This window comes from Microbacterium sp. ZW T5_56 (genome assembly GCF_044987425.1).
GTDB lineage: Bacteria > Actinomycetota > Actinomycetes > Actinomycetales > Microbacteriaceae > Microbacterium.
The window spans coordinates 1-21,939 of the sequence record NZ_JBJDRI010000004.1 but is presented as its reverse complement, the minus strand read 5'-3'; the positions used below and the strand labels follow the sequence as shown (position 1 = coordinate 21,939).

Annotated in this window: 16 protein-coding genes and 1 riboswitch; of the genes, 8 read left to right on the top strand and 8 right to left on the bottom strand. The window is 67.2% G+C overall.

Features of this window, described 5'->3' with window-relative positions; all coding sequences use genetic code 11:
- Positions 1–17: 17 nt before the first annotated feature.
- Together ACI3KU_RS02935 and ACI3KU_RS02930 are read left to right on the top strand one after the other, a co-directional pair.
- Positions 18–1,631 carry a sodium-dependent transporter gene (locus ACI3KU_RS02935; protein WP_404920793.1) on the top strand — a complete coding sequence of 538 codons (1,614 nt, stop codon included), beginning with the start codon at positions 18–20 and terminating at the stop codon, positions 1,629–1,631.
- Positions 1,628–1,762 (top strand): methionine/alanine import family NSS transporter small subunit, encoded by a 135-nt coding sequence (locus ACI3KU_RS02930; RefSeq protein ID WP_404920792.1) that lies wholly within the window; start codon positions 1,628–1,630, stop codon positions 1,760–1,762. Before ACI3KU_RS02935 ends, ACI3KU_RS02930 begins: the two co-directional genes overlap by 4 nt.
- A gap of 19 nt (positions 1,763–1,781) precedes the next feature.
- On the opposite strand, the gene ACI3KU_RS02925 is transcribed toward ACI3KU_RS02930, so the two are convergent.
- The 4 genes from ACI3KU_RS02925 to ACI3KU_RS02910 all read right to left on the bottom strand — a co-directional run bounded on the left by ACI3KU_RS02925 (position 1,782) and on the right by ACI3KU_RS02910 (position 8,845).
- Entirely contained in the window at positions 1,782–2,417 is a 636-nt protein-coding gene (locus ACI3KU_RS02925) for a hypothetical protein (RefSeq protein WP_404920791.1), read from the bottom strand.
- Positions 2,418–2,422: 5 nt separating this feature from the next.
- Positions 2,423–3,400 carry a class C sortase gene (locus ACI3KU_RS02920; RefSeq protein WP_404920898.1) on the bottom strand — a complete coding sequence of 326 codons (978 nt, stop codon included), beginning with the start codon at positions 3,398–3,400 and terminating at the stop codon, positions 2,423–2,425.
- Positions 3,401–3,557: 157 nt separating this feature from the next.
- Positions 3,558–5,147, bottom strand: coding sequence for a SpaH/EbpB family LPXTG-anchored major pilin (locus tag ACI3KU_RS02915; RefSeq protein ID WP_404920790.1), 1,590 nt, complete (start codon positions 5,145–5,147; stop codon positions 3,558–3,560).
- Positions 5,148–5,200: 53 nt separating this feature from the next.
- Positions 5,201–8,845 carry a SpaA isopeptide-forming pilin-related protein gene (locus ACI3KU_RS02910; RefSeq protein WP_404920789.1) on the bottom strand — a complete coding sequence of 1,215 codons (3,645 nt, stop codon included), beginning with the start codon at positions 8,843–8,845 and terminating at the stop codon, positions 5,201–5,203.
- A 274-nt stretch (positions 8,846–9,119) separates the two neighbouring features.
- On the opposite strand from ACI3KU_RS02910, the gene ACI3KU_RS02905 reads away from it, so the two are divergent.
- Genes ACI3KU_RS02905 through ACI3KU_RS02895 form a run of 3 tightly spaced genes read left to right on the top strand, consistent with a single transcriptional unit; the run spans position 9,120 to position 12,222 of the window.
- Positions 9,120–10,286: a lysyl oxidase family protein gene (locus ACI3KU_RS02905; protein WP_404920788.1), complete on the top strand. Its 1,167-nt coding sequence runs from the start codon at positions 9,120–9,122 to the stop codon at positions 10,284–10,286.
- Positions 10,283–10,966, top strand: coding sequence for a copper resistance protein CopC (locus ACI3KU_RS02900; RefSeq protein WP_404920787.1), 684 nt, complete (start codon positions 10,283–10,285; stop codon positions 10,964–10,966). Before ACI3KU_RS02905 ends, ACI3KU_RS02900 begins: the two co-directional genes overlap by 4 nt.
- Positions 10,963–12,222 (top strand): Dyp-type peroxidase, encoded by a 1,260-nt coding sequence (locus ACI3KU_RS02895; RefSeq protein WP_404920786.1) that lies wholly within the window; start codon positions 10,963–10,965, stop codon positions 12,220–12,222. The genes ACI3KU_RS02900 and ACI3KU_RS02895 overlap by 4 nt, the downstream gene beginning before the upstream one ends.
- Positions 12,223–12,230: 8 nt before the next feature.
- On the opposite strand, the gene ACI3KU_RS02890 is transcribed toward ACI3KU_RS02895, so the two are convergent.
- The 4 genes from ACI3KU_RS02890 to glyA form a co-directional block, all read right to left on the bottom strand.
- On the bottom strand, positions 12,231–13,724 hold the full coding sequence (locus tag ACI3KU_RS02890) for an RNA polymerase sigma factor (RefSeq protein ID WP_404920785.1): 1,494 nt from the start codon (positions 13,722–13,724) through the stop codon (positions 12,231–12,233).
- A gap of 230 nt (positions 13,725–13,954) precedes the next feature.
- Positions 13,955–15,160, bottom strand: a complete 1,206-nt coding sequence (locus ACI3KU_RS02885) for an MFS transporter (protein WP_404920784.1) — start codon at positions 15,158–15,160, stop codon at positions 13,955–13,957.
- A gap of 84 nt (positions 15,161–15,244) precedes the next feature.
- Positions 15,245–16,126 (bottom strand): bifunctional methylenetetrahydrofolate dehydrogenase/methenyltetrahydrofolate cyclohydrolase, encoded by an 882-nt coding sequence (locus ACI3KU_RS02880; RefSeq protein ID WP_404920783.1) that lies wholly within the window; start codon positions 16,124–16,126, stop codon positions 15,245–15,247.
- On the bottom strand, positions 16,123–17,397 hold the full coding sequence (gene glyA, locus ACI3KU_RS02875; protein WP_404920782.1) for a serine hydroxymethyltransferase: 1,275 nt from the start codon (positions 17,395–17,397) through the stop codon (positions 16,123–16,125). The genes ACI3KU_RS02880 and glyA overlap by 4 nt, the downstream gene beginning before the upstream one ends.
- Before the next feature lie 35 nt (positions 17,398–17,432).
- Positions 17,433–17,514: riboswitch (ZMP/ZTP riboswitch) on the bottom strand.
- A 118-nt stretch (positions 17,515–17,632) separates the two neighbouring features.
- On the opposite strand from glyA, the gene ACI3KU_RS02870 reads away from it, so the two are divergent.
- The 3 genes from ACI3KU_RS02870 to ACI3KU_RS02860 form a co-directional block, all read left to right on the top strand.
- Positions 17,633–19,165, top strand: a complete 1,533-nt coding sequence (locus ACI3KU_RS02870) for a family 20 glycosylhydrolase (RefSeq protein WP_404920781.1) — start codon at positions 17,633–17,635, stop codon at positions 19,163–19,165.
- 26 nt (positions 19,166–19,191) lie between these two features.
- Entirely contained in the window at positions 19,192–20,349 is a 1,158-nt protein-coding gene (nagA, locus tag ACI3KU_RS02865) for an N-acetylglucosamine-6-phosphate deacetylase (RefSeq protein ID WP_404920780.1), read from the top strand.
- 601 nt (positions 20,350–20,950) lie between these two features.
- Positions 20,951–21,939 (top strand): sigma-70 family RNA polymerase sigma factor (locus ACI3KU_RS02860; protein ID WP_404920779.1); only part of this gene is annotated, 989 nt, incomplete at its 3' end.

Below are 21,939 nucleotides of genomic sequence, written 5' to 3'. Positions count from 1 at the left end.
CCTAGTAGGGTGCAGGGATGGCGACCGCAACGAAGCAGCCAGCCCGCCGCGAGGCGTTCGGCTCGAGAAACGTGTTCATCCTGTCGGCGATCGGTTCTGCCGTGGGCCTCGGCAACATCTGGCGATTCCCGTATGTGGCCTACGAAGGAGGCGGTGGCGCCTTTCTCATCCCCTATCTCTGCGCGCTTCTCACCGCCGGAATCCCGTTGCTGTTCTTCGACTACGCCATCGGCCATCGCTTCCGCGGATCCGCGCCGCTCGCATTCCGGCGCCTGCACCGCGCTGCCGAGCCACTGGGGTGGTGGCAGGTTCTGATCTGCGTCGTGATCGCGGTGTACTACGCCGTGATCATCGCGTGGTCTGCGATGTACACGTGGTTCTCCGCACAGCTCACCTGGGGCAAGGGCAATGAGAACGACTTCTTCTTTTCCGATTTCCTGCAGATGGCAGACGTGAAGGAGGTGGGTGTCTCCACGCAGTTCGTGCCGCAGGTGGGTATCCCCCTAGTGCTGGTCTGGCTCGTGGTGATCGTCATCATGTGCCTCGGCGTGAAGCGCGGAATCGGCGCGGCCAACATGATCCTGATGCCGCTGCTGAGTCTGATGTTCTTGGTGCTGGTGGTGCAGTCGCTGTTCCTTCCGGGCGCGCTCGACGGTTTGAACGCCTTTTTCACCCCGGACTGGAAAGCCCTCGCCAACCCGGCGGTGTGGGCCTCGGCGTACGGACACATCTTCTTCTCGCTGTCGGTGGCTTTCGGCATCATGGTGACCTACTCGTCTTACCTGAAGCGGCGCACCGACCTCACCGGCTCTGGGCTCGTCGTGGCATTCGCGAACTCGTCGTTCGAGATCCTCGCCGGCATCGGCGTGTTCGCCGCACTCGGGTTCATGGCCGCCGCCCAGGGCACGGACGTGTCCGGTGTCGCAAGTTCCGGCATCGGTCTGGCGTTCATCGCCTTCCCCACCATCGTCTCGAACGCGACGGGCGGCTCGATCATCGGGGTGCTCTTCTTCGGCGCCCTGGTGTTCGCGGGCGTCACGTCGTTGATCTCGATTCTGGAGGTCATCGTCGCCGCACTGCAGGACAAGCTGGGCTGGCGTCGGGTGCCCACCACCCTCGTCGTCGCCATTCCGCTGGCCGCGATCTCGACGGCGTTGTTCTCGACCACCACAGCGCTGGCTGTGCTCGATACAGCCGACGCCTTCGTGAACGCCTTTGGCATCATGGCGGTAGCGCTGGTCGCCGTGATCGTCGTCGCCTGGTTCCTTCACAAGCTTCCGGCGTTGCAGGAGCATCTGAACCGCCGCTCCAGCTTCCGCGTCGGAACGGTCTGGAAGCTGCTCGTCGGGGTGCTCGCTCCCCTGGTGCTGGGGTACCTGCTGGTCAATGAACTGATCGCGAAGATCTCCGCGCCGTACGGCGACTATCCGGGATGGTTCCTGTCGATCTTCGGCTGGGGGATGGCGATCGCCCTCATCCTGGGCGGTGTGGCGCTGTCGTTCGTCCCCTGGAGCAAGTCCTCACACGCGAAGGACGACTCGGACTACGACGAGTTCCTGCTCGACGAGGCTTACGATCCCGACCCCGAGACGGGGAGTATCCGCGTAGCAACCCAAGGAGGTGCGCGATGACGACGACGGCTGTCGTGATGATGATCGTCGCAATGGTGACGGTGTGGGGCGGTCTGATCGCGGGCATTGTGAACCTCGCGCGCCATCCCGAGGAGGAGGGCGCCGAGCCGGCACCCCCGGTGGAGCTCTAACGGGGCAGCCCGCGGGCGTTCACTCCACCCGGATCAAGGAGACGAAGCGCATCCGGTCCTCACCGTAGAAACAGGATTGCAGAATGAGGTCACCGGTCATCCCGGCAAGCTGCGTGACGGGCCCCCACTTCGGGGTGAATCTGTCGCCGGCCACCTCGTAGGTACCGCCACGGCCACCATCGTCATCGCTCACGTACACCCGCTGCCCGATCTCCCAGTTGAGCAGAATGTCGCCGCCACGATTGTTGTGGGCGGCAAACACCGGTGGGATGTCGACAACGCGATAGTCGGTGAGCTCGATGAACTGCCGCCAGCCGGCACCGTCCAGCGCCGCCTCCCCCGTGCCGACCGGACCGAGTTCTACGCTCGGCAGGGTCGCTGATTCAGGCTGCCCGGTGATGACTGCGACCTGGCTGCGGATGTTCTCGTACGTCCCGGTGACCGCCACCGTCACGGCACCGGTGACCTTTTCGGTGACATCGGGGAGGGCGAAGGCCGCGATGATCATGCCGACACCGAGCACGCTACATACCGCGGAGATCACGGTGAACGTGCGTCCGCGTTTCTTCCGCGTCCGCCGCCGCGATATGGGCGCTGCGGGCGTCGCATCGCGGTCGATCGCGCGAGACACGGTGTCTCGGTCATCTCCCTGCATCGTGCTCATCCTGTCCCACCGGTCCCATCCCTCGCGGCTGAGCGGTCCCCGCGTGCTTTTCGGTGCGGCCTCGCCCCCTGTCGCTGTGCGGCAAGCCGTCGGGCGCGACGGCTGTCCGAATTGTGGGCAGGTGCGGTGCCGCTCGCGGACTCGACAGCAGGCTTGCGTGTGAGCGCGCGAATTCGAGCCACCGCGTACCAGACGATAACGCCGCAGCCGATGAGGCCGGCCACAAGCCACCACGGGAATTCGGCGTGCCCCGTTGCCATGGCGATTTCTTCAGACTCCGGCAGGGTCGGGGTGACCCGCTCGGCGGTGACAAGGATGCGCTGGGTGTTGATGCCGAGCGGCGTACAAGTGATCAGGGTGACGAGGTCCTTGCCCTCCTGCTGGCGCAGGCTCGCCGTGTCGTCGGGATCGACGACCTGTGTCTGCGTGACCTGATAGGTCATCACCCGGCCGAACGTGGTGAGGGTGAAGGTATCACCTTCGGCGAGCTGGTCGAGGTCGGTGAACATCTTCGCACCCGCCAAGCCGCGATGACCGGTGAGCACCGAGTGCGTCGAGACGCCACCGACCGGCAGCGACGTCCCCTGCAGGTGGCCGGCGCCTTCGAGGAGTACAGCGTCTGAGGTGCCGTGATAAATCGGTAGATCAACGTCGATCTTCGGGATCTGCAACCGCGACATGGTGCCACTGAAGGTCGTGAGTTGTTCCCAGTAGGTGTCCTGGACCTCGGTGGAGGTGCCCGTGCCGGATGCGACATTGGCGAGCGGGACGAGTTCCGCTCCCGCGGACAGTCGGGAGTTGTATGCCTCGGCGAGAGCGAGCTGGTCGTCGGCGGACGGGTTCCCCGCCACGACCTCGAGATTATAGTCGCCGGTGATGAGCGACTGATTGTACGAGCTGGCCCATTGGGCCGCGAAGGGATACAGCACGATGCCCAGGCCCGCCATGCCGAGCAAGCAGATGACGAGGGTCATCACGACCGCTCCGCGTCGGGACGGCGCCGAGCGTTTCAGAGGGGAGCTCTTCACAGCTGAGGCCCTTCGGTCTTTCTGGATGGGGATATCGGGGAAGAATACGGAGGCTGGGCTCGCGAGAACATGTCGTTCACGCGAGCCCAGCCGATGACGTCGCTTAGGAAGCGGTGACGTCCTTGCGACGACGCGCGATGACGGCTGCGGTGATCGCGATCGCGAGCACAACGCCACCACCGGCGATCATCAGCATCTGCCCCGAACCACCGGTCAGCGGCAGCGAGGGAACGCCCTGCTGCTTGTTGGTGATGGTAGCGAGGCCGCCGAGCTGCGCAACCTGACCCGTGGTCACGATGAACTCGGTGCGGTTGTTGGGGTCAGCCGGCAGGATGTAGCCGGCCGGCGCCACGGTCTCCACCAGCACGTAGCAGCGCTGGTCGAAGTCGTGGTTGGGCTCGTTCACGTCGGTGATGTTGCCTTCGGCGTCGATCTCGAGCTCGGTGTCGCCGACCCAGAGGCCGGGGATCGTTACGGTGCCGTCAGGCAGCGAGGTCACGGTGTACGGGGTGCCGTCAGCCTTGGTCGCCTTCTGCAGGTTCGCCAGCGGCGTGGCCAGGCAGCCGCTCTCGCTCATGGACATGTAGATCTCGAACTGCGCGCCACCCAGCGTGGTGGTAGGCGTGCCCTGGTCGACCTTCACGAACTGCGCGCCGCCCCAGCGAGTGGTCACGACGTTCGTCGGCGAGCCTTCGCCCGGGGTGTTGGGCTCAGTGCCGAGCTCCAGGTCGTTGATGTTCACGAAAGCCTGGTTGTCGATCTCGCCGATCGCGTTGGCCGCGGCCACGAACGTCAGCACGATGTTGGTTCCAGACGGAAGCGCGTTGAGCTTGACGAGACCAGCAGCGGTGAAGGTCACTGTCAGTTGACGACCGACCCACACGGCGTCATAATCGGTGCCCGGCGTGAATGCCGTGCCACCGAACGGCGCGACCGAAAGAGTGGTCGGGTCGGTGTTCGGGTCGAGCTTGTCATCCAGGAGGTCACGGATGACGAACTTGTTGATCGGGTCCTCCAAGGCCGGCAGCTTCGTCGTCACGTTGTACGTGATCGGCTCGCCGAGCACGACGCCATTGCCCTCCTGGTCGACGATGTCCTTCTTCGGGCCCTCGACGACGGAGTTCTTCGGGTATACGTGCACGTCGTAGACCCAGCCACCGTTGAGGTTCGTGTGGTCCTCGGGCGACGGGATGGTCACCACGAACGGCTGTGCCGGCGTGAGGATGTTGTCCGGACCATCGGTCTCGGTCACAAGGTAGGCACCCAGCGGGAGTGCAGTGGTGGTCACCGCGACGCCGTTGGCGTCCGTGGTTACCGGGCCGTAGCTGCAGTCGAGCGTGACACCGGCCGGGAGGGCCGCCGTCGGGTCGAGGGCCTTCACGGCATCCCAGAACGTGTTGTTGGTCGACAGCACGTTGTTGAAGTCGCCGCCCTGGATGAGACACACGTCGAACTCGACACCCTCAATGGGGTCGCCCTCGGGGACGATGGCGCCGTCGCCGGGGTTGTTCGAGGTGCCGCTGTTCGGGCTCTCGTGCTTGTGGATGGTGATCGAGCCGGTTTCGGACGGATCGATGTTGCCATTCGCTGCAGAGGCGGGCGCGGACAGGGTCACTGCGCCCATGAGGCCCAGCGCAAGGGCCGCGCCGCCGGCGAGGACCTTCTTCATTCGGGTGGAGTGGATCTCACTCATGGTGTTCCTTTCGGGAAACGGGTTCTTGGGTTGGAAGTTCACATCGGTGGACATCAGAGGCGTAGCGTGGCGCGCGACCTCCTCGAGCGGATCTCGAACCAGGCCAGGAGGACGACCGTGAACAGGCCGAGCCCTCCGCCGAGGATCCAGAAGGAGTCGCTGCCCAGACCACCCGTGAGAGGCAGACTGGGAACACCCTGCTGCTCGTTCACGATGTCTGCGATCTCGGTGAGCGTGCCGTTGTCCTCCACCGCGATGCGGATGGGGGCGGCGAGCTTCTCGAAGCCGGCGGGAGCCTTGGTCTCCTCGAGGTCGTACAACCCCGGCAGCAGATCGTTCACCCGGAAGCCGCCGCCGGCGACGTTCTTATCGATGCCGTTGCACGTCGCGTTGTCGGGGTGGCAGTCATCGATGAGCGCGATGGCCGCTCGGCTGGGGTCCGGCGAGCCGTCGGCCAGCACGGGGGTCAGCTTCCACTCGGAACCGATCAGCGCGACACCCGATGCATCGACCTTCTGCCAGAGCAGGGAGACCGGCGCGGGCTGGGCCTCGTTCTCGATGTCCTCGAGAACCGTGACGCTCGCGTCGTCACGAACGGTGACGGCGATCGGGTCGGCCAGAAGGTCATACCCCGTGGGTGCCTGGAGTTCTTCGAGTTCATACTCACCGGGCACGAGTCCCGGCAGACGGAACTTTCCGGCAGCGGGCTCCTTGTCCGGGCCCAGGCAGTCGGTGGCCGCAGCCGCGACGCAGTCCTCGATCGGGTCGATGATGGCGCGAGTGGGATCGACGGCACCGTTCGCATCCACCGGAGTCAGCTTCCAGATCGATCCGGCCAGCAGGGCCGCCGTCTCCGCATCGACCTTGTTCCACACAAGAGTCGCCGAGACCGGGTGCTCCGTGCCGTGATCGAGGAACACGTTCTGCAGTTCGCCGAAGGCTCCCTCGTCCACGTTAGGCGTGGCCGGGTCATCCACGTTCACGACGACCGCGTAGGTCACCGAAACTCGGGTGTGTGCCGGGATGTCGCCGGTCCACGTGATCTTCTCAGCACCCGCGGTGCCGTCGAAGGTCGCCGTGCCGATGGCACCACCCGGGACGTCCGGGGTGCCACGCAGGAGCGAGGTCACCGTCAGCGTCGGTGTGGTGTTGTCGGGGACGAGTTTCGCCTTGTCGAGCACTGCCGACAGGTCGTCGGTGAAAGTCTGCGCCGTGGCAGGAACGCTTCCGGTGTTCTCGAACCAGATCGTGTAGGTGACGGTGTCACCGGGGTCCACCTGCGTTCCCGTCACCGGGTCGGAGTCCTTGCCTGTGATCAGGATCGGGTGGTCGACATGGATACCCGGCTCCACCAGCACGTTGCCGACGGTGCCGACGGCCGCCTCGTTGACGTCCGGCGTCGCCGGGTCGTCCTCATTCAGCTTGACCTTGTACGTGATCGTCGCCGTGGTCATGCCCTGCATCTGTGCGCTTGCCGAACTGGTCCAGGTGAACTGAGTCGCCGGCGCCGTGTAGGACACCGCACCGCACTGGTTCGCTGCGGGCGTGCAGGTCAGCGTGGGTGGCGTTACGAGCGTCGCCTTGTCGAGCACGGCGCTCATGTCGTCGGTGAGCAGACCGTCGGTGACGGTCGCGTTCGTGATGTTCTTCACGGTCACCGTGTAGGTGATCTCGTCACCGGGCTTCACCACGGTGCCGGGCGCCGGGTCCGAGGTCTTCTCGAACGTCAGTTGCTGCGGGGGCGAGCTGATGCAGCCGAGGCCCGTGCCGCCGTCGCCGCCGGTACCCGCATTCATATTGTTCTTCGGGTTGGCAATGGCGCCACCCGCGGATCCGCCGTCGAGTTCGAACGCGATGTTGTAAAGGGTCGGATCTGCCGGGCAACTTGCCACCGCTCCGACGAGTTCCACCCAGATGCCGCCGGCACCACCACCCGCTCCAGAGACACCAGCGTGGCAGTCATTTCGAGCGACAGAACATCCGCTCTGGCCAGCGGTGTTGCGGGTCGCCACCCCACCGAGACCGCCCTCAGCCGAGAGCGTGAACGCTCCGGTGGTCGCGATTGATTGCGCTCGAATGCGCATCTGACCGCCACCGCCACCGCCGGCACCAGAGTGCGCGCCTCCGCCGTAGGTTGCCGGCGAGGCGCCGACGCCACCATTAGAGACGACGTCGCCCGCACCCGCGATGGTCTGGAAATCTGCGTACACGATTCCGCCACCGACGCCGCCCGGGATGTACCCGGAGTCAGCACTGCCACGGCCACCCGCACCGCCCATCATCAGGCGGGGATTCGTCAAGTTCAAATAGTGCCGATCATCGGGCAGGGGTGCGCCGACGGCAGCATTTCCGTTACCACCGGCCAGAGCCGCGATAGGACTGCTGACCGGAGGGTTGCCGTTCCACGTCCCGCCACCGCTGAAACCTCCGGCTCCGCCGCCGGTCCAGCTGCCGCCACCGCCGCCACCAGCGGAGTCGTCGCCGCCGGAGTTGTTGTTCGCGGCACCGCCGCCGCCGCCATACGATCCACCGCCACCGCCGGCGCTGCCGTCTTGACCTGGGCTGCCGGACTGGTTCTTTCCGGTACCGCCGATGATTCCGTCACCACCATTGCCGACACCCATCGTGCCACCACCGCCACGGGAGAAGTGCTCGCCGACTGTTCCGGCGAAGGCCTGGTACCACGCACCGCCGCCGCCACCGTTGACGCCGCCACCACCACCGCCGCCACCGTTTCCGATGGGGGGCAGGACGTACAGTGCACCGCCGGCACCACCGCCACCAGTCACGCCGCCACCACCGCTCGCGCCGCCCTTGGCTCCGCCGTAGTAGCTCAGGCCGCCTGAGACGAACGGACCCGTCGCGTTACCTCCGTTGGTGCCCGCCACTCCGGGGCTCGCGCAACCGACGCCACCGCCGAAAGTTTCGGTGCGACCGGCCGGGAAGGTCTTCGCCGTGCCGCCACCACCATCGATGCCGCCACCGCCGAGCCCGCCGTAGATCGAGGGAGCTGCTCCACCACGACCGGTCGTCTGCCCTTGCCCCGTTGCCGGAGCGATACACGGCACGACAGTGCCTGTCGGTGTGTTGACGTTGTTGAATCCCTTCGCCGAGGCGTCGATGTTGGCGTCGAGCTGCAGGATGCCGCCCGACAGCGCGACCACACCACCCGTCGAGCCGTCCCAGGCCTTCGCCGTGACGGCAGCACTCACGGTGACCGTGCCCGCATCATGAATCGCACGTACGAGCTGCACCGCCTCCGTTCCCGGCGAGTAGGTGCGAGTGATCGCCGAAAGCGTGATGGTCCCGCCGCTGATCGCGGTGATCGTCGCGTTGTCGTAGTTGCCCATGTTCGAGCCCGACTGCACCGGCGCAACGCCCGTCATCTGGATCAGCATGACCTTGTCGCCGACCGCGAACGGCGTCGCTGCACCGGTCACCGCACCCGTGACGGTGACAGTGTTGCCGGAGACCGCCGACACCTTCTGGTAGCTGTTCACGACGCCGCTGACGGTCACGTCAGCGAAGGCCGGAGTCGCCGGCGTCAGACCGATGCCCGCCGGCGCCAGCGCACCGAGCGCGATGGCGAATGCTCCCGCGGTGGCGAAGCACACGCGGCGGAATGTGGGGGCGAAATGCACGCGTGCGGAACGCTGGCGCACGCTTCGACGTGGGCTGGGCTCCCGTGTCCTACTCATGTTCACTGCATCCTCGCGAATTCGACATCTTGACGTAGCTCGGCGGCTTTGGGGCCGCGAGCTCTCCTCCGGTGGTGGCGGTCGTGGTGACTGCACACTCATAGGACAAGAGGTCGAACCGGGATTTTCATGACGCCGTTTGTCGAAAGGCTTGCGTTTTGACCCCAATGAGCACTCACATTTGACCCCAGTGGCGGAAGAGGACGAGCGCTGAGGGGGGAGCATGGTCGCTGCAACGCAGGACCGGAGGAACCCGCTGCTACGATCTGGCTTCGTGAGAGCAACGACCAATGACCTGCCCAATCCCGACGGCAGGCACCGATCGCGCCGCGCGATCGTCATCGCCGCCGCGGCGCTCGTCGTGCTCCTCGCCGGCGGGGTCGGAGCCGTCTGGCTGTGGTCGGCGAAATCCGCGCCCGCCGTTGCAGCGCCGCCGGCTGGCGGCGTCGCCGGTTTCGTGTTTCGAGACGCCAACGGCAACGGCACCTTCGACGCCGGTGAGTCGGCCGCATCGGGCGCGATGGTGCGCCTGTACTCCACGGGACCTCTCGCGCTTCTCGACACGAAGACGGACGAACACGGGATCTTTCGTTTCGACGAGATCGAGTACATCACCCCCGGCGAGGCGAGCGTGAGACTGCGAATCACCCCGGTGCTCGAGGGTCCCGGGGCCACTACCTTCCCCGCGACGAGCGGGCTCAGCCAGGAGTACACCGTTGCCCTGGGCACAACGGCAAACCTGGCGGCGAAGGTCTACACCGTGTGCGAGTCGCTGAAAGACTGCGCCGACATTCAGCCACCGGACCTCACGCCGATCCTGACGGCCGCGGGCGGCGAGGACTTCCCGCCGCCCACCACCACGTTCATCGACACGGAGGAGATTCCCGGGCGCACCCTGCTGCGTTTTGCCACCTCCACCGCCAACATCGGAGGGCTGCTGCACATCGTCGCCCTCGACACCCACTCTGTGGCCGACGGCGAGGCGCAGCCGGCGCAGCAGTTCGTCTACGGCGACGACCACGTGTACATCCACGACGCGGGCGAGTTCATCTACCACGAGGTTCGACAGCGCTTCCACGTCAACGACTACGTCAACTTCGAGTTGCTTTCCGAAGATCAGAGCACGGTACTGGCCGAGAACGCGAAGATCAGCTTCTGTCTCACGGACGTGCAGCAGTACGAGGTGCGCGACGTCGCCGAGGGAGACGTCTTCCTGGAGCTCCCGCCAGCTGATTGCGGGCTGGCGGAACAGGGCATCAACGGCGGCTGGGCCGACTACTACGGACCGCGCCTCTTCGACCAGTGGGTCGACGTCACCGACCTCCCGGCCGGCAAGTACTGGATCCGCATCACGGTCGACCCGAAGCAGCAGTATGTCGAGGCGGACGCCGACAACAACGCGGTGTTGTTCCCCATCGACTACACACCCCCGGCACCGTGAGCGCGGCACGATTCTCGATCGCTGTGGTGATCAGCACCCTGCTCTGCGGCATCGCGGCTACGCCCGCCGAAGCAGCGGATCCGGCTGGCTCCCCGGCCCCGACCATGTCTGCGACGACACCGCCGGACGCCTACGCACCGCTGCGTGAGCGGCCCCCGCATGCGGGCTACGCGGCCAGCGAATGGCGCATCGATGCGATTGACCGCGATGGACTCACGCTCGGCTTCACGGTGGATCTCCTGCAGGTGAATGCCGCCGTGCTGATCGTGAACGAGGTCGGCGATGCCGTCCGCGTCGAAGATCCCGAGACGCAGGGTCGGAGCGTGTCGCTACGGTTTGCCGATGAGGCCTCGGACGGGACGTATGACGTGCGTTGGCACGTGGTCGCTGCCGACGGTCAGCCGATGGAGGCGCGCTTCACCGTGACCTATACGGCAGGCTCAGACACCCCCGCCATCGAGTACGAGCCGGTCCCCGCAGATGTTCCGAGCGCGTCGCCGAGGGTGAACGACCGAACCGCACCGAGCATCGCCGCACAGGCGGTGCCCGAGCCGGGCCTCGACGCCCGCCCTGCCCTCTGGGCCGCCGGGGGCGGGGTGCTGGGGCTGCTCGGCATCACGCTGTGGCGTCGTCGACGCTCCAGCACCAGCAGCAACACCGAAACCGGCGAGGCGTCGTGACGGACAAGCAGGGGTTCCGATTCACTCGACGGGGACTGCTCACCGGTGGTGCCGCCGCGTCCCTCGGGGCTGCCGCCGCGCTGGTCGGCGAGCGTTCGCTGGCCGGGCATGAGGCTGCCATCCGCTCGGACGCGCACGCGGCGGCGCTCCGCGAAGCAGAGCGGCTGCGTGGCACACAGACGCTGCCGTTCTACGGTGAGCATCAGGCCGGCGTGGAGACCGAACCACAGGCACAGCAGGCGCTGGTCGCCCTGACGATCCGGGATTCGGCGGCAAGCCCCGCTGAGCTGCGCCGCATGCTCTCCTCGCTCACCCAGATCGCCGCGCGGCTCACGCAGGGCAACTCGCCTTCCACCGATGCCTCCCCTGAACTCGGGTTGCTCCCGGCGCGGCTCACGGTGACGTTCGGCTTCGGACGACGACTGGTCGAGATCGTCAAGCCCGACGCCGCGCCGTCGTGGCTGAGCGAGTTGCCCCCGTTCACCCACGACCGACTGCGCGAAGAGTGGAACGGCGGCGATCTCCTGCTTCAGATCGCCGCCGATGACCCCGTCACCGTGACCTACGCGCAACGACAGCTGCTGAAGGTGGCTCGCGAGTTCGCCACCGTGCGGTGGACCCAGCAGGGCTTTCGTCGCGCCTACGGCACCGAGCCGGGGAGCACCACGCAGCGAAACCTCATGGGCCAGCTCGACGGCACCGCCAATCCGGCGCTTGGTTCGGCGGACTTCGCCAGCGTGGTCTGGAACACCGGCGCCGAGACCCCGCCCTGGCTGGATGGTGGCACAAGCCTCGTCGTGCGACGGATCACGATGCACCTGGACCGCTGGGACCGCGTCGATCGCACCGGTCGAGAACAGGCGATCGGTCGGCGCCTGGACACCGGCGCACCCCTGACCGGAGCCTCCGAGCACGACGAGCCGGATCTGGGGGCGAAGGACTCCCTCGGCTTCCCCACCATCGGCACCTACGCTCACGTGCGACGGGCGCGCTCCACCAACTCGAACGAACGCATCTACCGGCGCAGCTACAACTACGACATCGCTGCCGAGAACGGCTCCGAGCAGATCTCCGATTCCGGCCTCGTGTTCACGTCATTCCAACGCGACGTGACGGCCCAGTTCCTCCCGCTCCAGTCGCGGATCGACGAGCTCGACCTGTTGAACGAGTGGACCACTCACATCGGATCCGCCGTCTTCGCGATACCCACGGGCTGCCGCGAGGGCGAGTTCGTCGGCCAGGCGCTCTTCCCCTAGGACGCGGGTCAGCACACCTGCACACTCACCGACACCCACGACCCCACCGTGCCGTCAGGCGCGACTCCGCGGAACGAGACGCCGGTGGCGGTGAGGGTCACGGGATCGGTTGCCCAGCGATACGGGTCGCTATCGTCCACCGCGGCCGAGACGAAGCTCGATGTGTCGCCCTGCGTGGGAGCAACCTGCACTGTGCCGGCGCCGCTGGCTGCGCCCTGGATGCTGAACTCGGTGTCGCTGATGCGTGCGGCGCAGGCACCGGTGACCTCCGGCGCCGTCATGCGCACAGGTTCGGTGGTCGGTGTGGGCACTGGCGTCGGCACCGGTGGGGCGGGTTCCGGCTCGACCACCGGGGGCGGCGAGCTGGGCTCGGGCTGGATCGGGTCTGAGATCTCCTCGATCACCGGCTCCTCTGTCGCGACCGGCGTCGGCACCACCTCTGGCACAGGCGCAGGAATCGCAGCGGTGGGCGACACGGGGGCAGCGGGCTCCACGAGCACAACCGCTGCAGCGACCACATCGTCACCGCTCCCCTGATTCGACGTCACCACATTCCACACACCCGCACCACCGCCGACGACGACGACGCTCGCAACGACAGCCGCGATCGCCTTCGGCGCGAAGGTTGCGACACCAACGGCCTTCACGCCCGACGCCAAGGCTGCGGGGGCCGAGGCCGTAGATGCGAGAGCGGTCGTGCCTGCGCCGGCGACCGTCGCCGCAGCGGCAGCTGTCTCGCCCCACGGCATCGCAGCCCCCACACCAGCGCCACACGCGATGATCAGCGGCAGCACGCGACCACCGATCATGTCTGCAAGCGAGTGTGCTTCGTCGCTCGCCTTGCGGCATGAGCGACAGCTGTGCAGATGCGCCTGCAGGCGAGCAGCCTGCGACGCGGCAATCGGCTCTGTCGCCTCGCGGACCAGCAGAATGGCGAACTCGTCGCACGCGTCAGTGCTGCGAATCGACGAAACCTGCACTTCGATCCATGCGCGACGCAGGGCTCGGCGGCCGCGCACACGGAGGGCGGACACATGATTGGGGGTCATCCCCAGCAGCTTCGCCGCGTCGCGGGGCGAGCGCCCTTCAATCTCCACCTGCCACAGCACAGGTCGGTACTTCTCTGGCACCTGCTCGAAGGCACGGCGGGCCATATCCCGATCGAACGCCGATTCGACGTCGAACGCGTCGACCGCGACATCGGCGGTCGACTCGTCGAGTTCGGTTTCGGATGGCCGGAGCTCGTCGCGAATCACGGTGCGAATCACCTGGTACAGATACGGCCGGAACGAGCGATCCGGTCCCCCACCCTCCGCCAGCATGCGGAAGACACGCACGAAGGCCTCGGAGACCACGTCCTCCGGGTCCAGCACCGACGTCTGGCTCCGAGCGGCGACATATCCGGGCCGACGGTGCCGTTCCCACAGTTCAGCGCACGCCGACTGATCCCCCTGCCGCGCCGCCTGAATCAGGTCACGGTCGGTCTGTAGTTCATCCGACACTTCGCATCATCTCCCCTCGCGAATCACGTTCGGTGTTTTCGGGTACACCGACGTCCCCTGGATCCGACGTTGAACCGACACTGCGTCAAATCGACCGGTCTCCCCGACCGGGATCCGCCGTCTTGGACGGTTCCTCGACTCCCCGTTCGTAGCTTAATCGCGCCGCGCGGAAGCGCCACCCACTGTGATCACAACGAATACGCCCCGGTCGCGCCGCTTGCACGCCGTCGCTAACCGGAGGCCGGTGTTGCGGCGGTCGCGCCGCGGCGCATCCACGACAGCGTGAGCAGGTGCACGAGCAGCGTCACCGCAAGAATGCCGCCGGAGATGAGCAGCAGCTGATCCGCACTCGATCCCGCCACCAACGCGACGCCGCCGAGGGCGCTGCCCAGTCCGCTGCCGAGCATCATGGCACTGGTGTTCACCGCGAGCACGAGGGCGGCCACCGTCGGCGAGACCATACTCGCGAGGCGTGCCTGACCGGCGACCCCGGAGCCGCCGTTGAAGAACGCGCAAACCAGGAACCACGCCACACCCGCGACAGCCCCGAGGATTCCCGGAAGCATCAGCCCCAGCCAGCCGAGGACGGCCGCAGTCACGACCGCGGCGAGGATCACCGTCAGCACCGCCACGGGTCCGCGACGATCGATCACACGACCCGAGACGAGGTTGCCGACCAGGCTCACGACGCCGTAGCCGAACAGCGCGGCGATCATCGGATACCCCTCACCGATGCGCGGCCCGAGAATCAGGGTGGCGTATGTGAAGCACAGGTAGCTCGCGCACATGAGTCCGGCGGGGACGACGAGGGCCAGCAGGATCCGCGGCTGTGTGAGCGGACTCAGCGCCTCGCGCACGGTCGTCGCCGGCAGGTGCAGGGGCGTGACGCCGCGGAAGATGCCGATCATCGCGACCACTCCGACACCCACCACCAGGAAGATCGGGATGCGCCAGTCCGCCTGGCCGATCACGAGTCCCACCGGAACGCCGAGCGCCGTGGCGAACAGGAACCCGCCCATCACCCACGACAGGGCGCGTCCGCGGAACTGCTCCGGCGTAGCCGCGACCACGTACGAACCGACCGCCGCGCTCAGCAGCGCACCGCCGAGAGCGGAGACGACGCGTCCTGCCATCGCCCAGAAGTAGGTCGGGGCCAGGCCCACCAGCAGATTGCCGAGGACGAAGACGCCGAGCGACAGCAGGATCGTGAACTTGCGCTCCCACCGCCCGGTGAGCGCACCGAGCACCGGACCGCTGATCGCACTGGTGACCGCGAACACGCTCATCAGCTGGCCCGCGGCAGCCGCGTCGACCTTCAGATCGGTCGCGATCTGCGGCAGCAGGCCGGCGAGCACGTAGCCGTCGATACCCATCGAGAAGTTCGCGACGGCCAGCCACACCAGCGCACCGATGCGGAAACCGCTTCTGTCGTTCATCGTCCTCGAATCCTCATCGATCGGGTCCCGCATGCGACACCGGGGCGGGCCCCTCCGAAGAAGAGCCCGCCCCGGTGAGTGGCATCAGGCGAGACTGCGCTCGGCCGCTTCCACCACATTGGTCATCAGCAGAGCCACGGTCATCGGTCCCACGCCGCCGGGATTCGGCGAGAGGAATCCCGCCACATCCTCGACACCCGGGGCGATGTCGCCGTAGACCTTGCTCTTGCCCGTCTCCGGGTCAACTTCGCGTGTGACACCCACGTCGAGCACGGCGGCGCCGGGCTTGACGTCCTCGGGCTTCACCAGGTGCTTCACACCCGCAGCGCCGACGATCACGTCGGCCTGACGCAGGAAGAACGGCAGATCCTGGGTGCCCGTGTGCGTGAGCGTGACGGTCGCGTTGATCGCGCGGCGCGTGAGCAGCAGCCCGATCGAGCGACCGATCGTGACACCGCGACCCACGACCACCACGTGCTTGCCAGTGAGGTCATAGTCGTTGCGCAGCAGCAGCTCGATCACCGCGCGCGGCGTGCACGGCAGCGGCGTCGCGATCGGAGCGTTGACGTTGAGCACGAGCCGGCCGAGGTTGGTCGGGTGGAGGCCATCCGCATCCTTCGCCGGATCGATGCGCTCCAGAATCGCGTCCGTGTCGATGTGCTTCGGCAGCGGCAGTTGGACGATGTAGCCGTGGCACGACGGGTCGGCGTTGAGGCGGTCGATGACCTCTTCAACGTCGGCCTGCGTGGCATCGGCCGGCAGCTCCACCTGGATGGAGTTCATGCCGATCGCCTCGGACTGACGGTGCTTCATGCCCACATACAGCTGCGATGCGGGGTCGGCGCCCACCAGCACGGTGGCGATGCCGGGCGTGATTCCCTGCGCCTTCAGCGCGGCGACCCGTTCGGTCAGCTCGTCCTTGATGGCCGCAGCGGTGGCCTTGCCGTCGAGGACGACAGCGGTCACTGGGCCAGCCCCGGGTAGAGCGGGAACTTGTCGGCCAGCACCTTCACACGAGCCTTGAGCGCCTCGGTGTCGGCGTTCGGCAGCAGCGCGAGCGCGATGACGTCAGCGACCTCGGCGAAGTCGGCATCATCGAAGCCGCGGGTGGCGAGGGCGGGCGTTCCGATGCGCAGACCCGAGGTGACCATCGGCGGACGCGGGTCGTTCGGGACGGCGTTGCGGTTCACCGTGATGTGGATCTCGTGCAGCAGGTCTTCGGCCTGCTTGCCGTCGATCTCGGCGTCACGCAGGTCGACCAGCACCAGATGCACGTCGGTGCCGCCCGAACGAACGGCGATGCCGGCGTTCTTCACGTCGTCCTGCAGCAGACGCTCGGCGATGAGCTTCGCACCGCGGAGGGTGCGCTCCTGGCGGTCCTTGAACTCCGGGGTGGCCGCGAGCTTGAACGCGGTGGCCTTCGCGGCGATCACGTGCATGAGCGGGCCGCCCTGCTGGCCCGGGAACACAGCCGAGTTGATCTTCTTGGCGATGTCGGCGTCGTTGGTCAGGATGAAGCCCGACCGGGGGCCGCCGATGGTCTTGTGCACGGTCGAGGAGACCACGTGTGCGTGCGGCACCGGGTTCGGGTGAACGCCCGCGGCGACGAGCCCGGCGAAGTGCGCCATGTCCACCCAGAGGTAGGCACCGACCTCATCGGCGATCTCGCGGAACTTCGCGAAGTCGAGTTGACGCGGGTAAGCCGACCAGCCCGCGATGATGACCTTCGGCTGGTGCTCAACGGCCAGGCGACGCACCTCGTCCATGTCGACGAGCGAGGTCTCCGGGTCGACGCCGTACGCGACGATGTTGAACAGGCGGCCCGAGAAGTTGATCTTCATGCCGTGCGTGAGGTGACCGCCCTGGTCAAGCGACAGACCCAGGATCGTGTCGCCGGGGCGTGCGATGGCGTGCAGCACGGCAGCATTCGCGGTGGCACCGGAGTGCGGCTGGACGTTGGCGAACTCGGCGCCGAACAGGCTCTTGGCCCGCTCGATCGCCAGCTCCTCGGCGACGTCGACTTCCTCGCAACCGCCGTAGTATCGCTTGCCCGGGTAGCCCTCGGCGTACTTGTTGGTGAGCACGGAGCCCTGCGACTGCAGCACCGACACCGGCACGATGTTCTCGGATGCGATCATCTCGAGGTAGTCGCGCTGACGGGTCAGTTCGCGCTCGAGAACCTCGGCGATCTCAGGATCGACCTCGGCGAGCGGGGCGTTGAAGTAGGAATCGGTCATGGCGGATGCCTCCACGAGGGTGTTCTGCGTGTTTCCGAATCGACCCAGGCGCGCGGTCGAAAATCTGAATCGCTTCCCGGTGGTGACCCACCTTTTACGCCAGTCGCGACACCAGCGAGTGTAGCGGAATCGGGGAGGCGCTCGTCGCCGTCCCGGCACAGGACGAAACGGGCAATCCGAGGAATTATCGACGCCGTCATGGATTCAAGGTGCGGTGTTTGTTAGGTTTCCTTACATGTCGATCGGCGTCGCTCCACTCCCCCTGATTCCCTTTCCGAATTCCGTCACCGCTGCACCTCCGGTGCGCCTGACCGAAGCCACTCGTATCGTCACGGGCGAGGTGACGCGCGGCGAAGCCTTCCTGCTGGCCGCCGCGGTCGCCGAACGCACCGGACTGGGCATGGAGCTGATCATCGGCGTCTCCCCCGAGCCTGGTGACATCGTCGTCGCGCTCGGCCCCGGTGCAGCCGACGAGGCGTACTCGCTGCGCACCGGCGACGTAGTTCTAATCCAGGCGACGACCCCGCGCGGCGCGTTCTGGGGAACACAGACGCTGCGACAGCTGATCGCCCAGGACGCGGACGGTTGGTTCGTGCGTGGAGCGGACATCACCGACAGCCCGCGCTTCGCCTATCGCGGAGTGATGCTGGATGTCGCCCGTCACTTCTTCTCGGTGGCGGAAGTCTGCCGCTTCATCGACGGGATCAGCGCGTACAAGATCAACGTGCTGCACCTGCACCTCACCGATGATCAGGGTTGGCGCATCGAGCTCGACGGCTGGCCGAAGCTCACCGATCTGGGCGGTCGCACCGCGGCGCTCGGCGATGAGGGCGGCTTCTACACGGCCGACGACTACGCGGAGATCATTGCGTACGCGGCCGCCCGGCACATGACGGTGGTGCCGGAGATCGACACCCCGGGTCACACCCACGCCATCACGGTGGCGTATCCGGAATTCACCGAGCAGCCGGTGATGAACGAGCACCTCGAGGCCGACGCCGCGCGCCTCAATCAGTCGCTCCCGGTCTTCGGCGAACCCTACCTCGGCTGGGGCGTGGGCTTCTCATCGGTGAAGGTGGGCGATCCCGCCACCGACGCGTTCATCACGGACGTGTTCACCCAGGTGGCGGCGATGACGCCCGGACCGTGGGTGCACCTTGGTGGCGACGAGTGTCTGGGCACCGACCCCGCCGACTTCGCCACGTTCGTGGGAACCGCGAGCGCGGCCATCGCGGCTACAGGCAAGACTCCGATCGCCTGGCACGAGGCGGGTCGATCCGGAACTCTGGCTGCGGGCACCGTCGGTCAGTACTGGGGATTCCGTACGCCGCAACAGGGTGTCGCCGATGCAGCCCGGACCTTCGTCGAGGGTGGCGGCGCGCTCATCATCTCTCCCGCCGACGCGGCGTACCTCGACATGAAGTACGACGCATCCACCGAGCTCGGACTCGCGTGGGCCGACGGGCCGACGAGCGTGCAGGAGTCCTATGCGTGGGATCCTGCGGCCGTCGTGCCGGGAATCGATGAGTCGCAGATCCTCGGCGTCGAGGCTCCGCTGTGGACCGAGAGCATCCGCACGTCGGCGGACATCGACTACATGACGTACCCCCGTCTGCCCGGTCTCGCTGAGATCGGCTGGAGCGCTGCCGGCGGGCCGGAGCGGACGTGGGCGTCGCTGCGTGAGCGCGTCGCACAGCAGGCGCCGGCGTGGCAGGCTGACGGGATCGGCTACTACCGCAGCCCCGAGATCGACTGGCCGCAGGCGTGACCGCCCGGTCCCTGACAGGAGCATCCATGCGCACTCTCATCCACTCGGTCGACATCATCGAGTCGGGCCAGCGACTTCCCGGAGCCTGGGCCCTGCTCGACGACGACGGGATCCTCGCCACCGGGCAGACGACGCCCTGGCAGGATGTCGCGGCCGAAGCCGACGTGGTGATCGACGCCGTCGAGGTGGCGGGTGAGGGCGCGATCCTCACGCCGGGATTCATCGACGTGCACGGGCACGGTGGCGCGGGGCACGCCTACGATGACGGCGTCGACGCCATCCGCGCCGCCCGCGCCGTGCACCGCAGCCACGGAACCACGCGCGCCGTGATCTCGCTGGTGACGGCAACGATCGATCAGCTCGCCGCGAATGTGGCGCTCATCGCCGATCTCACCCGCACCGACCGCGACATCCTGGGCTCGCACCTGGAGGGTCCGTTCCTGGATCCGGGTCACAAGGGCGCGCATGATCCGGAGCTGCTGCGCGACCCCGAGGCGGACCTCGTGCAGCACCTCCTCGACGCTGGCGAAGGCACGGTGCGGCAGGTCACGCTCGCTCCGGAGCTCAGTGGCGGCTTGGACGCCGTTCGCACGGTGGTCGCTTCGGGTGCGATCGCGGCCGTGGGTCACACCGATGCGGACGCCGACATCGCCGGTGAGGCGTTCGACGCCGGCGCCACGCTGATCACGCACGCGTTCAACGCGATGCCGGGCATCCACCATCGCAAGCCCGGCCCCGTGGTTGCTGCGGCGTCCGACCCGCGTGTGCGCCTGGAGATCATCGCCGATGGCACGCATGTCGATCTGGACCTCATCCGCATGATGTTCGCCTCGGCTCCAGGGCGCATCGTGCTGGTCACCGACGCGATGGCCGCGGCCGGCGTCGGCGATGGCGACTACATCCTCGGCGCGCTGGCGGTCGAGGTGCGAAACGGTGTCGCCCGGCTGGTGGAGGGCGGATCCATCGCGGGATCGACGCTGACGCAGGATGCCGCGCTGCGCAACGTGGTGCAGGCGGGCGTTCCGCTCGAGCAGGCTATCGACGCTCTGACGCGTACCCCTGCCGAGCTCATCGGCCGCGGTGAGGACCTGGGCCGGCTGCGCCAGGGCTACGCCGCCGATGCCGTGCTGCTGGATCGCGATCTGCATGTGCGCGCGGTGTGGGCGGACGGTACTCGCGTCTGAACTCGCGCTGAGAGATCGAAAACGCCGCTCTGCTGAACCGCAGAGCGGCGTTTTCGATCTTCCATCCCCGGCCTGCGGCTGGGAACGAGAAAGGGGCGGCCGTCAGACTGACGTGCCGCCCCTCAGTCCGGCGGGAACGGGCTCTCGCTGGGGACGAATAATGGCCTCGGCTCCCCCTGCCGAACCGCGGCCGCTGGGGACGATGCCGCGAAGGCCAGACTACCAAACCGACCAGGGTTTTTCTCCGTCATCTTGCGTCATAAAGGTGTGCCAAATGCACACTCGCGCCCCGTGTCGCGAGTTGCCGCTGTGCCTGCGCTCGACGCCCGTTGGTGAGGGTCCGGAACCTCGCTCTGTTCGGGTGGGCGACGGTCTCGTCATCCATCGCCGAAGGTGACTTCTCGCCCACCAGGAACTCGGCGGGCTCAGGCGCTGCGCGCTCGGCGGGCTCGGGCATTGCGCGCTTGGCAGCCGTGAAGGCTACGGAAACGCTCCCACAGACTGGACGCGGCGGCGATTTCGCGGGAGAATATCCCAATGGCCGTGTGGTAGCCGGCCGATTTCGCCCCGAACGAAAGCCGCTGTGCACGCTGAAGACTCCGTGACCCCTGACGCCGTACCCGATACGACGCTGGTCGAACGCACCCGCGAGGGCGACACGGAGGCCTACGCGGAGCTCTGGCAGCGGCACTACACCGCCGGAATGCACGTCGCTCGCTCGATCACAACGAAGATCGATGCCGACGACCTCGTGCAGGAGGCATACACCCGCATCTTCCAGGCGATCCGTCGTGGCGGCGGTCCCACGGGAGCCTTCCGTGCCTACCTCTTCTCCAGCATCCGCAATGCCGCGGCGAGCTGGGGACGCGCGAAGAACGACTCCCCGATCGAGGACCTCGACGCGGTCGCGGACCCGCAATCCACCGACCAGGCAGCCGAGGAGGCACTCGATCGCGGACTGACGCATCGCGCCTTCCGGAGCCTGCCGACGCGGTGGCAGGAGGTGCTCTGGTACACCGAGATCGAGCAGATGAAGCCCGCCACGGTCGGTCCGCTGCTGGGGATGAAGCCGATGGCCGTCGCCCAGCTCGCCGCACGCGCCCGCGAGGGGCTGCGAGAAGCGTGGATCACCGCGCACCTGGCCAGCTTGGATGACGGGTCTCCCTGCCAGTGGGTCGTTGAACGCCTCGGCACTTATGCCCGCGGCACGATCAGCAACCGCGACCGCACCAAGGTGCAGGAACACCTCGCGGACTGCGCGCGATGCACGATCGTCGCCGAAGAGGCACAGAACGTGTCGCACCGTCTCGCGTTCGTACTGCTTCCGCTCACGATCGGCGCGACCGGCGCCACCGCTTACCTCGCCACGCTGCAAGGCGGCGGCACGGCTGTCGCTGCTCTCGCCGCGGGAGCCACCCCGGCGTTGCCGGCCGCCATCGCTCCGGCGATGCCTGCAGCCGTGATCCACGGCTCGACTCACGGCGCTGTGGCGGCTGGTGCGTCCGGTGGCGGCTCCGCTGCAAGCGCGTTCCAACCCGTTCCGGCGGCCGATGCTTCCGCGGCCATGGCTTCGGCCAGCGGGTCGCATGG

Bases quoted from the DNA above. Each gene is read 5' to 3' on its own strand.
- ACI3KU_RS02935 (WP_404920793.1), top strand. From the start codon at position 18: ATGGCGACCGCAACGAAGCAGCCAGCCCGCCGCGAGGCGTTCGGCTCG.
- ACI3KU_RS02930 (WP_404920792.1), top strand. From the start codon at position 1,628: ATGACGACGACGGCTGTCGTGATGATGATCGTCGCAATGGTGACGGTG.
- ACI3KU_RS02925 (WP_404920791.1), bottom strand. From the start codon at position 2,417: ATGCAGGGAGATGACCGAGACACCGTGTCTCGCGCGATCGACCGCGAT.
- ACI3KU_RS02920 (WP_404920898.1), bottom strand. From the start codon at position 3,400: ATGACCCTCGTCATCTGCTTGCTCGGCATGGCGGGCCTGGGCATCGTG.
- ACI3KU_RS02915 (WP_404920790.1), bottom strand. From the start codon at position 5,147: ATGAGTGAGATCCACTCCACCCGAATGAAGAAGGTCCTCGCCGGCGGC.
- ACI3KU_RS02910 (WP_404920789.1), bottom strand. From the start codon at position 8,845: ATGAGTAGGACACGGGAGCCCAGCCCACGTCGAAGCGTGCGCCAGCGT.
- ACI3KU_RS02885 (WP_404920784.1), bottom strand. From the start codon at position 15,160: ATGAACGACAGAAGCGGTTTCCGCATCGGTGCGCTGGTGTGGCTGGCC.
- glyA (WP_404920782.1), bottom strand. From the start codon at position 17,397: ATGACCGATTCCTACTTCAACGCCCCGCTCGCCGAGGTCGATCCTGAG.
- ACI3KU_RS02870 (WP_404920781.1), top strand. From the start codon at position 17,633: ATGTCGATCGGCGTCGCTCCACTCCCCCTGATTCCCTTTCCGAATTCC.
- nagA (WP_404920780.1), top strand. From the start codon at position 19,192: ATGCGCACTCTCATCCACTCGGTCGACATCATCGAGTCGGGCCAGCGA.